The organism is Neorhizobium petrolearium, assembly GCF_017873175.1.
GTDB classification, from domain to species: domain Bacteria; phylum Pseudomonadota; class Alphaproteobacteria; order Rhizobiales; family Rhizobiaceae; genus Neorhizobium; species Neorhizobium petrolearium.
The window spans coordinates 89,440-102,369 of record NZ_JAGGJW010000020.1; the positions used below are offsets into that span (position 1 = coordinate 89,440).

Consider the following 12,930-nt stretch of genomic DNA (forward strand, 5'->3'; position numbering starts at 1 on the left):
AACAATCAATCACAGACAAATTACGCAGTCAACGCGATTTTTGAAGAGACGTGGTCGGCAGACCGGCTGAACTGTGGACGATGCCTCATCCGCACCAAGTCACTTCAATGCTATCGGCAATGACGCACCCCATCGGGTTTGGTTCCCTTCATGTATAAACAGGCGTCTTTCGCGACAGGATGGACGCCGTTGCAGGTCGTTGAACATGCAAATTCCGGTCATCCCGCACCGACAGGGCGATGAAGTGCCCGTCATCAAAGTTTAATAAAGCCTTCACCGAACTGTCTCCTAACGGAGTTACACCGCCTCCATTGCAATTTTATTTGCATAGGAGAGAGACATGACACGCAAATTGCATTCCACGATTGCTGCAACCGTCTTTGCGCTGTTCGGCACGCTCGGCACGGCTGACGCGGCCACAACGGTCAAGTTCTGGCACTCTTTCAACAAAGGTCAGGGTGAGGCGCTCGCCAAGATAATCGCGCAGTTCGAGGCCGCCAACCCGGGCATCGATGTCGAAGCGGAGTTCATCGGCAATTACAACGATATTGTCGCAAAGCTGCAGGCTGCAATCCCGGCGCGCCGTGCGCCGGATGCCGTAATCCTGGAAATCACCCGCTACGGCCTCTTTGCCAACAACAATATCCTGACTGACCTGACACCCTATTTCGACGCCGATCCGCTTAAGAGCGACCTTTATGATTACGCGCGCGAAGTCGGTGTTATTAACGGCAAGAACTATGTCGTGCCGTTCAACTCATCCACGCCGGTGCTCTATTTCAACAAAGACATCTTTGCCCGCGCCGGCCTTTCGGCGCAGACGCCGCTAAAGACCTTCGATAACATCCTTGCCGCGGCAAAGACCATCAGCGAAAAGCTCGGGTCCGAAGGGATTTCCGGCATCGCAGCGCCCGGCCAGTTTGCCCGTTGGGGTCTTGTCATGGCCAATGACAGCGAACTGATCGACCCGACCACGAACGAGATCTTGCTCGACAAGCCGAATACGGTCGAAGCCTATCAATGGATGGCTTCGCTGGTAAACCACCACAAGGTGGCGTCGCCCGATGGCGTAACGGATGAGGACAATGGCCGCGACGCCTTCCTTGCCGGCAAGGTCGGCATCATGATGAATTCGACCGGCAATTATGTCGGTTCGAAAAAAGCGATCGGCGACAATCTCGTCGTGCGTCCGATGCCCTGCAACAAGGTCTGCTCGGTCCCGATTGGCGGCGCGGGCATCGGCATCATGGCAAGTTCTCCGAAGGAAGTCCAAGACGCCGCGTACAAGTTCATCAGCTACGCCGCCTCGCCGGAAGCCAATGCGGCGTGGTTTGCAGCCACCGGCTATCTGCCGATCAACAAAAAGAGCGCCGCTCTTCCGGTCGCCGTCAAGGCGCTAGAAACACAGCCGGGTATCGATGTGGCCATCAACTCGCTGCCATACGCCCATGGCCGCGCCCGCTCAACGGTCGTGACGTGGATGCGCTCCACCGAATACAAGATGTGGGAGGCCATGGCGCTGGGTCAGCGCAAGGTCGACGAGACGATGAAGGATTTCGCCGAGCAGACGCGCGCGGAGAACCAGCGCACCAGCAACTGATCCCTCTTCCTCGAAAGGGCGCCGGTGGGCTTTGTTCCCCGCCGGCGCAAATTCTGCCATGCTCCGCAAGCTGACCCCTTATCTCTTCGTTGCGCCGCTAATGATCTTCATCGCGGTCTTCACGTATATCCCGATCCTCACAAGCCTGAACCTTAGCGTGCGCGAATGGAATTTCCTTTCGTCGAACATGCCGTTCGTCGGTCTGCGTAACTACGAACAATTGCTATTATCGCGCGATTTCTGGAATTCGCTCCGGGTCACCACACTTTTCGCCGTCTTCTCCGTTCCCCTAAGGCTCGGTGCGGCGCTGGTCATTGCGAATTATCTCGTGCGCGAGACCTTGTCATCACGTCTGCTGCGCGGGGCGCTCTTCCTGCCCTCGGTCACCTCCACCGTCTCCATCGCCGTGGTCTTTTCCTGGGTCTTCTCGACCGATTACGGCATGATGAACGCGCTGCTCGAGCCGTTCGGTCTTGGCCGTCCGCAATGGCTGCAGGACCCACATCTGGCGCTCTGGGTGCTGATCTTTGTCAACACATGGAAACAGATCGGCTATGACATCGTCATCTACATCGCCGGCCTGCAGGCGATCCCGCGGGAACTCTACGATGCCGCCTCCGTCGACGGCGGACGCCGTTGGCATGTCTTTCGCCGCGTGACACTGCCGCTGGTGATGCCAACCACCTATTTCCTTCTGATCATCTCGGTGATCGAAGCCTTCCAGGTCTTCACTATCGTCAATGTAATGACGCATGGCGGACCGGCCGGCGCAACCGACATGCTGGTGAACCTGCTCTACGAAATCGGCTTCGTGCTGTTCGACATCGGCCGCGGCTCCGCGCTTGCCGTAATCCTTTTCGTCCTGCTCGTGGCGCTTGCAATCGTCAAATCCCGCATCATCGGCAGCAAGGTGCACTATGAAGCCTGAGAACCGAATTCTTGCGGTCCTATCGCTGCTGGTCGGACTGCTGTTCCTGTCGCCGGTGCTCTATTCCATCTGGATGTCCTTCCAGACGGCAGATGCCTTTTACGCCGGAGAAGTGGCGTTCACGCTCGACAATTACGGCCGCGCCATCGGCCAGTTCAACTTCGCCCGTTATCTTGCCAACAGCCTCATCGTTTCGGGTCTCGTGACGGTGCTGGGCATAACACTTGCCACGCTTGCGGCCTTCGCTTTCGCGCGTTTCCGTTTTCCGGCGAGCGATCTGTTGTTCGGCGCGACCGTGGCGACCCTGATGATCCCTAGCCATATCAGCCTTATTCCCAATTATCTAACGCTTGCGAAGGCCGGATTGCTGGATACCTATGCCGGCTTAATCCTGCCGGCCATTTCGAACGGCTTTGCCGCTTTTTTCTTGCGCCAGTATATCCGAGGCATTCCAAAAGCGCTGGATGAGGCAGCCTATATGGACGGGGCGACACCCTTGCAGGTGCTGTGGCGCATCATCGTACCGCTATCGCGCCCCGCCATCTCGTCCATGGCGCTCTACATCTTCATCACAGAGTGGAACAACTATATTTGGCCGCTCGTCGCGGTGGGCAGGCAAGACCTATACACGCTGCAGATCGGTCTGGCTCGGCTTTACCGCGTCAATCCCGGCGAAGGACTCATCGACTGGCCGCTGGTCATGGCCGCCTCCACCATCACCATCCTGCCCGTGCTCATCGGTTTTCTGCTCGTGGAGCGACATCTCGTGCGCGGCATCACCATGGGCGCAATCAAGTAAGTCGAGGACACAAGAATGACACGCATCGCATCGCATCGTGGCGGCACGCTGGAATTCGGCGACAGCACACCACGTGGTTTTGCCGCAACGGCCGAGATGGCGCTGGAGGAGGTGGAATTCGACATCCATCCGACGGCGGACGGCGCCACAATCGTGCATCACGACCCGACGCTGGACGGCACGACGGACATGTTTGGCGAAGTCGCACGTATGACCCTGGCCGACGTGAAGGCCGCGACGATCAACTATGGCGGCGGAGGCCATCCACTCACATTGCAGGAACTCTGTGCGCTTTACGAGGCAAGCCCCGTCGGTTTCCGCTGTGAGATCAAGCCTGGTGTCGATGGAGAGCCCTATCGGGATTTCGTGCCACGTGTGGTAACCCTCCTCGCCCGGCATGGAATGCTGGAGCGGACGACCTTTTCCTCTTTCCTCGTGCCTTCCCTGGATGAATTGGCCCGTGCCAGCAATCGTCCGCGGCTCTGGCTGGTCAGTCCGCCCGTGCTTCGCCACCTGGGGGTGGAGACCGTGATCGACGTGGCGAAGGCGCATGCCATTCCGGAGATCGGCGTCCACATCGATTGTGCAGATCGTGCGCTTGGCAACGCCGTCCGCGCGGCCGGCCTGGAATTCGGCTGCTGGGCGGCCCATTCGCGCTCACAGATCGAAAAGGCACTCGCGCTCGGCGTCAAGGTGTTCACAACCGATCGGCCGACGCTGGCGATTTCTATTCGCAGCGCCTTTCGCCACAAGGAGACCGCTGCATGAGTGGAATTTCGCTTCGCCATATCCGCAAGGCCTATCCGGGCGGCATGCCGGTATTGCATGGCGTTTCACTCGATATCCAACCGGGTGAATTCGTCGTCATTGTCGGTCCGTCCGGCTGCGGCAAATCCACGCTTCTCAGACTGATTGCCGGGCTGGAGCGCTGCGAGGAAGGCGAGATCGAGATTGGCGGCAAACGCGCCAATGATCTTGCGCCGCAGGACCGCGACATCGCGATGATCTTCCAGAACTATGCACTCTACCCGCATATGAGCGTGCGCGAAAATATCGCTTTCGGTCTCGAGCTGCGCGGCATGCCGAAGGCGCAGCGCAACCGCCGAGCGGAAGAAGTGGCGCGCATGCTTCAGCTCGACCCGTATCTTGAGCGCAAACCGGGGGCACTGTCCGGCGGCCAGCGTCAGCGGGTCGCCATGGGTCGCGCCATGGCGCGCAACACCTCGACCTTTTTAATGGACGAGCCGCTCTCCAACCTCGACAATGCGCTACGCGTGGCCATGCGCACGGAAATCAAGGAACTGCATCGGCAGCTTAGGGCGACCATTGTTTATGTCACGCATGACCAAACGGAAGCATTGTCGCTGGCGGACCGCGTAGCCGTCATGAAGGACGGGCATCTCCTGCAGTTCGATCGACCCGACGTCATCTACGATCGGCCGCGCGACCGCTTTGTCGCCGGTTTTCTCGGCGTACCACCAATCAATTTCGTTGCTGCGGAGAAACTGCCCGGCTGGCAGGGCATGGAAGGGCTGACCGCCGGTCTTCGCCCGGAAATCCTGACCGTCCACACGGAAAGACCCGAGCGTCCGGCGCTGTCGGCGCGTCTTGTGCTCTCCGAAATGACGGGATCTGACCTACTTCTCCATTGCGACAGCCCGGCCGGCCGGCTGACCGTGACGACCCCTCGACGCGAGGTGGCAGAACATTCGGAGGAACTCTGGATTTCCTATGATCTTGACCGCGCATTGTTCTTTGAGAACGACGGCGGCGAACGGGTCGATCTCGCACGCGATTTTCGCAGCATCAGGACATCGTGAGGCTTATGGATAAATACGACCCGGCATCACAAGCGCTCGGCGATCTCATCAGCCGCCATTCGACGCGGCTGACGGACGCTGACACCCGTCTTCTCGACGTCCTGGTCCAGGATCCGATCCGTGCAGCGATGGATAATGGGAAGGATGTCTCCCTCCGTGCAGGCGTGCATCCCGCCTCGGCCGTGAGGCTGGCGCGGCGCTTGGGTTTCAAGGGCTACCCGGAATTTCGAAGCTTCCTGCAGGCGAACCTGATGGTAGGCGGTGAAGATTTCGAAAGCCCGGCCGCGCGCATGGCGGCACGCCTTGTGAGGGCAGAAGAAGGTGGTCTGCTCGCCTCGGTGCTCGACAGCGAGATCGCAGCGTTGAACAACGTCCGCAACAGTGTCTCCGACGCCGACATTCGTGCTTTTTCCGAGCGCCTGTGCAACAGCCGCCGCATCTTCGTCTTCGGCCGCGGCCATTCCTCGGCGCTTTCCGCGCTGATCACGCTCCGCCTGGTTCGCTCCGGATACGACGCATTCAATCTCGGCGACCAAGTGGACCAGCTGCCGGAGGCGCTTTCGACATTTTGCAAATACGATGTGCTCTGGCTGTTGACCTTCCGCCGCACCTCCCCTTTGGTGCATGAGCTTCGAAGGATCGCGGCGGACCGCGGCGCCCAGACGCTGGCCCTGACGGATCTGCATGCGGCTCGCATCGATCCAGCGCCAGAACATCAGATTTCGATTTCGCGCGGCAAGCCGGGGGAATCGCAGTCACTCGTGGTGCCCATGACAATCGCCAACGCGGTGATCCTCGACCTTGCTGCCATTGATGATGGTCGCTCGATCCGCGCGCTCAGGGAATTCCGGTCATTTAAGGCGACATCACGTCTGACTGTGGACTGACGCTGAGCCACAGCCAACGTGGAACAGACTGGGACGGAGGAAAACGCTGCCTTTCAGGACCACATGCGGTTCGGAGACTTCGCCCTCGGTCAGGGCAACGATGGATGACGCGCGCGAACATCAGATGCTTGTAGAAGGTCGCCACCTCCGCCTGATCGCGGCTGATGTGGTCCAGCGCTTCGGCCAGCAACGCTTCGAGCGCGCCGCGCGGCGCCTCTCGCAGAAAGGCGTTGGATGCCGGAACGCACAATGGTGCTGGGACCGGATATGGCCGCATCCCTTAGAGGCGCCGACGACCGCCCATCGTTCCCCCTATGTGTCCTCCCGGCAAAGCCGGGACCAGAGAGTTTCCCGCGAGCGATGAGCTTAGAACGTCGCCGCCGAGAAAGGCTCTGACGGACATCTCCGCGATCTGCCCGAGATGATCCTTTAAAAATTGAGCCGACAAGAGAACTATTGTTGTTTTACAGATCATTATCCGCGCGCTCTTTCATCCGCCGCCGCCCTGATAGCGACGCAGGCAGAAACGCCAGAAGACGACCGCGGCTAGAACGGAGATCGGACCGGCAGCAAGCGCCGCGACCTCCGCAGCACTTCCGAGATAAGCGACCGGCCGCTGGAGCAGGACCGACACCGGCACATACGCCATATAGCCGAGCGGCATGACCGAAACGAGCGCGATCTGGAAGGCCGGGGCAAAGATGCTGGCCGGATAACGCGACAATTCCCAAAAATCAAAATAGATGCCGAAAAGATAGCGCGCACGGCCAAGGATCATGGCGCAGGCACCGATCATGGTGAGCATGGATGCCGTAATGAGCGCCGCGCTCAAGAGCGCACCGAAGATGAGGATGGAGGTCTCGACATCCCACTCGATAGGAATCTGCGGCAGCGCCCAGACGATCAGCCCCGCCCCCAAAAGCACATGCCCGCCATATTCGATGTTGAAGCCCGAAAAGACGAGATAGGCCCAAGGGTTGAGCGGCCGCACCAGCAGCGTGTCAAACTCGCCGCCGAGCACGATCTCCTCCATGCGCCTCAGCTGCACCAGCGTGAAACAGGCGCCAAGCGCATAACCCAGCGTATGAAAGCCGAGGAGCAGCGCCATCTGCGGCCAGGTCCAGCCGCCGATATTCTCGAAGCGGGTAATGATGAGCCAGATCGAGGCGAAGACACCCGCATAACCGAAGGCTTGTGCCGCCCAGGCGATGACCAAACTGGCGCGAAATTCAAGTCGCGTGCGCACCCGAAGCCGCATCAGATAGAGGAGCAGAGACAGCGTGTCGCGCATCCCTCAGCCCCCCTGCACCACGACCTGTCCGCAGGCCCGCGACCAGACAAAGGCAACGGCAAGGCCGAGGGCCATCACCCATCCGCCACCAGCGACGAGGTAAAGAGCGGAAGAGGCAAGATCGCGCGCTCCTAGATAGACCGCCATCGGATGATAGGTGATCCAGGAAAAGGGCAAAACATGCGCTACCGTTGCCAGGCCAGCCGGAAAGAACCAGATGGGCACGAGCCCACCGGAGAGCGTAGCCAAGGCGCCGCGCATGAACCATTCGAGAGAATGCGCATCGAAAACCCAGAATGAAAACAAACCGAGCAGGATGCCCGTCAGCATCAGTACGGCAAGCGAGACAAACAGAAAACCGACAAAGAGAATGCCGTGACCGAAGCTCGCAGGCAATTGAAGTCCGTAGCAGAACCCCATGATGGCGATCACCGGCAGCGAAATCAGCAACCAGTCAAAGAAGCGCGCGCCTAGCTGCTCGGCGAGCAGCATAAGGGGATAGCCCACCGGACGCAGCAGCGTCGCGCCTATCGCTCCGGTGCGGATCGTCGTGCCGACATCGCGCACGATCATCGTGGCATCCCAGCTGGACAGGATCGTGCCGCCGATCAGCGCATAGGTAACCATCTGGGAAAGCGTGATACCGTTCATCGAGCCGTGTCCGCTAAAAACCGCCTGCCAGATCGAAACACGTGCAACGATCTCCACGAGACTCCCGAGGATACGAACGAGCATCTTGGCCCGGTGCTCGACTTCGCGCTGGAAGGAGGCCCGGATGAGGGCGAGGAAGGCGCTCATGCCGCAGCCCTCGCCTGATAATGCGTGCGGATGATCTCCTCGATGCCAGGCTCGTGCAGACGCACGTCGCGCAGGTCGACGTCGGCCTCAAGGGCTGCCAACAGCTCGACGAGAGAGCGTCCATCATCGGCAAGCAGGAATTCGCGAACACGCCCCTCCCCGCCGACAAGCTCCGCGCCCGCAACGCGTACGCGGCCCGGTTCGCTTACAAATTCCAGCGTTAGGCGGCGGCGCGCGCCGAAGCGGGAGCGAAGCTCACCGATTGCGCCGTCAAATAACAGCCGCCCTTCGTCCACCATGATAAGACGCGGGCAAATCTCCTCGATATCCTGCAGGTCATGGGTCGTCAGAATGATCGTCGTGCCGCGTTCGCGGTTGATGCGCGAGAGGAACTTGCGCACCACATCCTTCGCCACCACGTCGAGCCCGATGGTCGGCTCGTCGAGGAAGAGGATCCTGGGATCATGCATCAGCGCCATGGCGATCTCTGCACGCATGCGCTGGCCAAGGCTCAGATGCCGCACGGGGCGATCGAGAAAGGACGAGAGTCCCATCATCTCGGTGAGATCGGTTCGGTTGCGGGCGAAGAGGTCCGCCGGCATGCGATACATGCGCCGATGCAACTCGAAACTCTCAAAGAGCGGCAGTTCCCACCAAAGCTGCGTGCGTTGACCGAAGACGACACCGATCTGACGCGCATTGGCGACCCGTTCCGCCTGCGGCTGTCGGCCGAGCACTGTCACCATGCCGGCGGATGGCGCAAGAATACCGGTCAGCATCTTGATCATGGTGGACTTGCCTGCCCCGTTTGGGCCGAGATAGCCGACCGCCTCACCGGCTGCGATGGAGAATGTGATATCATCCACCGCCGGAACCGGTCTTTTGATCGGAGCGATGAAACCGCGCACGGCACCGAGCACGCCCGGCTGGGACACGCGCTGCTGAAAGATCTTTGACACGTTTTCGGCAGAGATGATCGAAGCCATAGCGGGGACCCTGAAAGTAAAGGCGCTCCCCTTAGAGGAACCGTATGGAACTTATGCGACTCTCAGCTGATTCGCCCGACACATCTTCTGATGGATCCCATTCCCATCAGGAATGGGCAAAGCCGCGGCCTTCACACGAGATCTATACTCGTAAAAAGAACCAATACGCACCGACAAAAAGGCGCCGCTCCCATCGTAGCCGGCTTGAACAGCCTCATGTGGCCCGCCGATATGTCCGCAAAGAGGGTCGTCGAGTTGGCAAGCCGCATCGACCGCTTGCACCGCCCAAGATTTAATCACTTCATCGTTTAAGCTAGGCCGGTTGTAACCCCTTAGTCGCGAGCCGGTCATGAACGATGTCGAGCTCTACGAAGCCGGTGCCGAGATCGTGCCTGGCCTTGCCTCCCGTCGGCGCATCTTCGACAGGGCGACCGCCGAGCGCATTCCCGTACTCGGCTTCCACTTCCGTTCCCCGGCCTCGGCCGGATGCTCAAGACCGATGGTGCCTACGCCTGGGTGCCCGCCAACTGGCAGTTTTGACGCCTACGGCAAGCAGGTATGGGACTTGTAATGGACCAAGGATCAACCGACGCGGTTTTCTTGGCACGATGGGCTCGTCCTCACAACGGCTTTTCGGCCTTGTCGGTGCGGTAGAGGCTTACGGCGACCTTCCGAGGTTTCCCGCGCGGCCCCTTTGCGACCCTGCGCCAGGCGTCCAGCGTGGTCTGATCGCGCCAGCATTCGAAAAGAATGACGCGCTCCGGATCGACCGCGTCCGCGCTTATGGAGAAGTCGAGACAGCCGTCGTGCGCTCTCGCGCGTTCGACCATGCCCTTGAAGGCCTCCACGATGCCGTCCTGCTTCTCAGCGTCGGTGCGGGTGTAACCGGCTATGATGATCATGGGTCTGCTCCTTCGGCTGGCGCCCTATTCCGGCGGCACGCCGCCGTGCATGGTCTGGGATAGCGACCCGCGAGGATCGTCGGTTCGCGATCGGAACGTCAGCCTCCCTTCACGTATCCCAGACCCTCGACGATCTTTCCGGCCTGAACCCGCATGATGTTGACGCCTCGAACTCGATCTTCTTCGCGCTCGCTCCAGCGAAGCTGCCAGCGGATGATCCCGCGGTCGCCAACCGCGGAAACTTCCTCAGCCTTGAAGACAAGGTTGGCTGACGACGCCACCCTCCTCCAGAAAGTGAGGCAAGCCTCACGTCCTTCGTAGCGCGCTCCATCCGGGGCCGGGGCCGTATTTTCGAGAACACAGCCCTCGCCGATCAAATCATCGAGGTCTTCGGGGCGATGCTTCTCAAATGCATTGTGGAAGCGCTCCACGATGTCGCGGGTAATTTTGGTGTCACTGGTCATGTTCCCACCTCGTTGCGTGATGAAGCCGTCGTCTATCTCGAGCGAGTGGTCGATGATGAACGAGGCTGCGGTTGAACAAAGAAAACGACGATGCTTGCGGTTCTGGCCGCGGGTTACTCCGGCAAGGGCGCCGATTGACCGGGGGTTTTGGCATAGGCCAGGGCCTCGACGATCTGGCCGTTACGGACACGGATCAGGCTAACGCCGCGCACCGAGCCACCATCGCCGAAATGGAAGCGCCAGCGGATATTGGCGCGATCGCCCATGACAAAAGTCTCTTCTACCTCGAAGCGGTTGACGCGGTCGGCCGCCATGGCCCGCCAGAACGCCAGGTTGACGTCGTAGCCTGCATAGCGCGTGCCGTTCGGCGCTGGCTGGATCGACTCCATGACGCAATCCGGTGCGATCAGGTCTTCGAAGATCACGGGATCGTGTTCCTCAAACGCCTGGTTGAACCGACGGATGACTTCGGCTGTCTCTCGCGGCTGCATAACATTCTCCTATACAGAACGGTCTGTCTACGTCTTGCACTGTACAGACCTGTCTGTTAAAGTCGACCCATGAAACAACGTGCATCTGAAACCCCACCTGAAGCCGGGTCCGCGCGCCGTCGTCTGCTGGACACCGCGACGCGACTTTTCTACGAGGGGGGGATCCATGCTGTCGGTATCGACCGCATCATCGCAGAAGCCGGCGTGGCCAAGGCGACTTTCTACAACCACTTTCCCTCGAAGGATGACCTCGTCGTCGCCTATCTCCAAGAGATAGACCGGCTCGGCCGGGCGGCAGTTGCCTCCCTTCACAAGCAACCTCCTCGGAAAATGATCCTGGCTATCATGGGGCGCATCAGCGAGGCTGTGACCGCGGGAGGCTGGCGGGGGTGTCCATTCCTCAACGCGGCGGCCGAATATCCCGATCCAGCCAGCCCTGTGCGACAAGCGATCAATGCGCGCCGCGTCTGGTATCACAACAGTCTCGAGAACCTTCTTAAAGAGGACGGCGACCCCGCTCCCTCCGTCACCGCATCCCTTCTCGTCGCGCTTTCGGACGGCCTGCTGGAAAGTGCCTATCTGGATGATGCTGAAAGCGTTCCCGCCCTTGTCTGCGAGGCGGTGACGAGACTGCTGGACCGCCGATGAACGCCGCTCGCCGACCAAGCAGCACCGGTCTGAGCCAATTGTTGGATCTCCAGCAGCAGCGCGATTGGATGGAGGGCAAGACGACCCTGCGCGACGCCGACGAGCGTTTGGAGTCACTGGAACTGCGCTTCAAATATCTCGTCCGGTTTGAGAAGCTGCTCGGCCGACCGCAGGCGCCAGAGGTTCTGGAGATTCTCAGGCGTTACGGCCGCGACTGTATCCCGATCCCCTGCCGGACCGAACGGCACTACTGGTCGGTTTCTTGTCTGCCGTCGACTCCGGGCAAGGCGCTCGTTCGCATCAACGCAAGCTGGATGGAGCTTTTCTCGCTCTATGCGGACGGCGCGGGCGTCCGCGCGCTTTTCGTGGTGCATCTTTCCAATTTCACCACCGACCATTCATTCGATCACGACCAAGTGGACGAAGCTTTTCTTGAGCGCTGCGTCGTGATGCCGGAAGATGTTAGCTATTTCTTCCCGCGAGGCGACGATATTTTCGGCATCAGGGTCCGCGGCTTCTCCTCGATCGGCAAATTCCTCGCGGAGCCTCGAGCGTTGCTGGCCATCCGGGCGTTCAACCTGACGCACATGAACCGGGGCCGGAACGCCTATCAGGCGAGCCACTGCTATAGCCTGGCAGATCACATGCTGAGTGACGAAGAACGCTGAATAACGACCCAGGACATCGGAGTGGCAGAGGTTCGATGGGAAGGCAGGCCAAACGGGGAGCGAGGTGGCCGCGTGGGCCGGAACTACACTTATGAGATGATGTTTCTGTCTTGAAACAGCCTGAGGAAAGCAACATGACTGATCCACAGCTCACGCGCATACCAATTGCCAAGACCGGAATGCTCATCCGCAAGCCGGTCGAGCATGTATTCGAAGCGATCGTGAACCCGGCAGTCACGACGAAGTTCTGGTTCAGCAAAGGCAGCGGAAGACTGGAGACTGGCAAGACCGCCAAGCGGGATTGGGAGAGCCACAATGTCTCCATCGAGGTCACGCCAAAGGTCGTGGAGCCAAACAAGCGCGTAGTGATTGAATGGCCCGGCTATAGCGGCCCGACGACCGTGGAATGGACGTTCCAAGCTATTCCGGACGGCACGACATTTGTGCGCGTGCAGGAGTCCGGATGAACAGGAGATGCCGATAAGCTCATGCGCTATGTCGCTGATTCGACGCAAGGCTTCACGCTTCTCCTCGCGGGGCTAAAGGCGTGGCTGGGACTGTCAGGAATTTTGTGTCTGAGGCCATGATGATGGAAAGGAGAATCATCACATGGCCATTGAGAAGGAACTTTTGGATCAGCTTCTCGCG

15 protein-coding genes and 1 pseudogene are annotated in these 12,930 nt (G+C 59.9%); 10 read left to right on the forward strand and 6 right to left on the reverse strand.

The window, feature by feature from the left end:
* Positions 1-340 precede the first annotated feature (340 nt).
* Genes J2046_RS29545 through J2046_RS29570 form a run of 6 tightly spaced genes read left to right on the forward strand, consistent with a single transcriptional unit; the run spans position 341 to position 6,034 of the window.
* Positions 341-1,600: an ABC transporter substrate-binding protein gene (locus tag J2046_RS29545; protein WP_210057908.1), complete on the forward strand. Its 1,260-nt coding sequence runs from the start codon at positions 341-343 to the stop codon at positions 1,598-1,600.
* Positions 1,601-1,658: 58 nt separating this feature from the next.
* Positions 1,659-2,528 (forward strand): carbohydrate ABC transporter permease, encoded by an 870-nt coding sequence (locus tag J2046_RS29550; RefSeq protein ID WP_210057910.1) that lies wholly within the window; start codon positions 1,659-1,661, stop codon positions 2,526-2,528.
* The gene (locus J2046_RS29555) at positions 2,518-3,327 is read left to right on the forward strand and encodes a carbohydrate ABC transporter permease (protein WP_210057912.1); all 810 of its coding nucleotides are present in this window, start codon (positions 2,518-2,520) and stop codon (positions 3,325-3,327) included. Before J2046_RS29550 ends, J2046_RS29555 begins: the two co-directional genes overlap by 11 nt.
* Before the next feature lie 15 nt (positions 3,328-3,342).
* Positions 3,343-4,095 carry a glycerophosphodiester phosphodiesterase family protein gene (locus tag J2046_RS29560; protein WP_210057914.1) on the forward strand — a complete coding sequence of 251 codons (753 nt, stop codon included), beginning with the start codon at positions 3,343-3,345 and terminating at the stop codon, positions 4,093-4,095.
* Complete coding sequence (locus J2046_RS29565) at positions 4,092-5,147, forward strand: ABC transporter ATP-binding protein (RefSeq protein WP_210057916.1); 1,056 nt, start codon at positions 4,092-4,094, stop codon at positions 5,145-5,147. The genes J2046_RS29560 and J2046_RS29565 overlap by 4 nt, the downstream gene beginning before the upstream one ends.
* Before the next feature lie 5 nt (positions 5,148-5,152).
* Positions 5,153-6,034, forward strand: coding sequence for a MurR/RpiR family transcriptional regulator (locus J2046_RS29570; RefSeq protein WP_210057918.1), 882 nt, complete (start codon positions 5,153-5,155; stop codon positions 6,032-6,034).
* A gap of 490 nt (positions 6,035-6,524) precedes the next feature.
* Here the strand turns inward: J2046_RS29570 and J2046_RS29575 are convergent, their stop codons facing one another.
* From J2046_RS29575 to J2046_RS29585, 3 genes are read right to left on the reverse strand one after another with little or no spacing between them, the layout of a single operon-like run.
* Positions 6,525-7,325, reverse strand: coding sequence for an ABC transporter permease (locus J2046_RS29575; RefSeq protein ID WP_210057920.1), 801 nt, complete (start codon positions 7,323-7,325; stop codon positions 6,525-6,527).
* A 3-nt stretch (positions 7,326-7,328) separates the two neighbouring features.
* Positions 7,329-8,123, reverse strand: a complete 795-nt coding sequence (locus J2046_RS29580; protein ID WP_210057922.1) for an ABC transporter permease — start codon at positions 8,121-8,123, stop codon at positions 7,329-7,331.
* Positions 8,120-9,109, reverse strand: a complete 990-nt coding sequence (locus J2046_RS29585) for an ABC transporter ATP-binding protein (protein WP_210057924.1) — start codon at positions 9,107-9,109, stop codon at positions 8,120-8,122. The genes J2046_RS29580 and J2046_RS29585 overlap by 4 nt, the downstream gene beginning before the upstream one ends.
* 334 nt (positions 9,110-9,443) lie before the next feature.
* On the opposite strand from J2046_RS29585, the pseudogene J2046_RS29590 reads away from it, so the two are divergent.
* A pseudogene (locus J2046_RS29590) lies at positions 9,444-9,649 on the forward strand (MBL fold metallo-hydrolase); the annotation flags it as partial.
* An 80-nt stretch (positions 9,650-9,729) separates the two neighbouring features.
* Here the strand turns inward: J2046_RS29590 and J2046_RS29595 are convergent.
* The 3 genes from J2046_RS29595 to J2046_RS29605 all read right to left on the reverse strand — a co-directional run bounded on the left by J2046_RS29595 (position 9,730) and on the right by J2046_RS29605 (position 10,966).
* Positions 9,730-10,011, reverse strand: a complete 282-nt coding sequence (locus tag J2046_RS29595; protein WP_210057926.1) for a putative quinol monooxygenase — start codon at positions 10,009-10,011, stop codon at positions 9,730-9,732.
* A 98-nt stretch (positions 10,012-10,109) separates the two neighbouring features.
* A complete protein-coding gene (locus tag J2046_RS29600; RefSeq protein WP_210057928.1) occupies positions 10,110-10,475 on the reverse strand; it encodes a nuclear transport factor 2 family protein in 366 nt (121 codons plus the stop codon).
* Positions 10,476-10,588: 113 nt separating this feature from the next.
* Positions 10,589-10,966 (reverse strand): nuclear transport factor 2 family protein, encoded by a 378-nt coding sequence (locus J2046_RS29605; RefSeq protein WP_210057930.1) that lies wholly within the window; start codon positions 10,964-10,966, stop codon positions 10,589-10,591.
* A 69-nt stretch (positions 10,967-11,035) separates the two neighbouring features.
* Between J2046_RS29605 and J2046_RS29610 the strand changes: the two genes are divergently transcribed.
* The 3 genes from J2046_RS29610 to J2046_RS29620 all read left to right on the forward strand — a co-directional run bounded on the left by J2046_RS29610 (position 11,036) and on the right by J2046_RS29620 (position 12,749).
* Complete coding sequence (locus tag J2046_RS29610; protein ID WP_210057932.1) at positions 11,036-11,614, forward strand: TetR/AcrR family transcriptional regulator; 579 nt, start codon at positions 11,036-11,038, stop codon at positions 11,612-11,614.
* Positions 11,611-12,282: a hypothetical protein gene (locus tag J2046_RS29615; RefSeq protein WP_210057933.1), complete on the forward strand. Its 672-nt coding sequence runs from the start codon at positions 11,611-11,613 to the stop codon at positions 12,280-12,282. The genes J2046_RS29610 and J2046_RS29615 overlap by 4 nt, the downstream gene beginning before the upstream one ends.
* Positions 12,283-12,416: 134 nt before the next feature.
* Positions 12,417-12,749, forward strand: coding sequence for an SRPBCC domain-containing protein (locus J2046_RS29620; protein WP_210057935.1), 333 nt, complete (start codon positions 12,417-12,419; stop codon positions 12,747-12,749).
* The last annotated feature ends 181 nt before the right edge of the window (positions 12,750-12,930 follow it).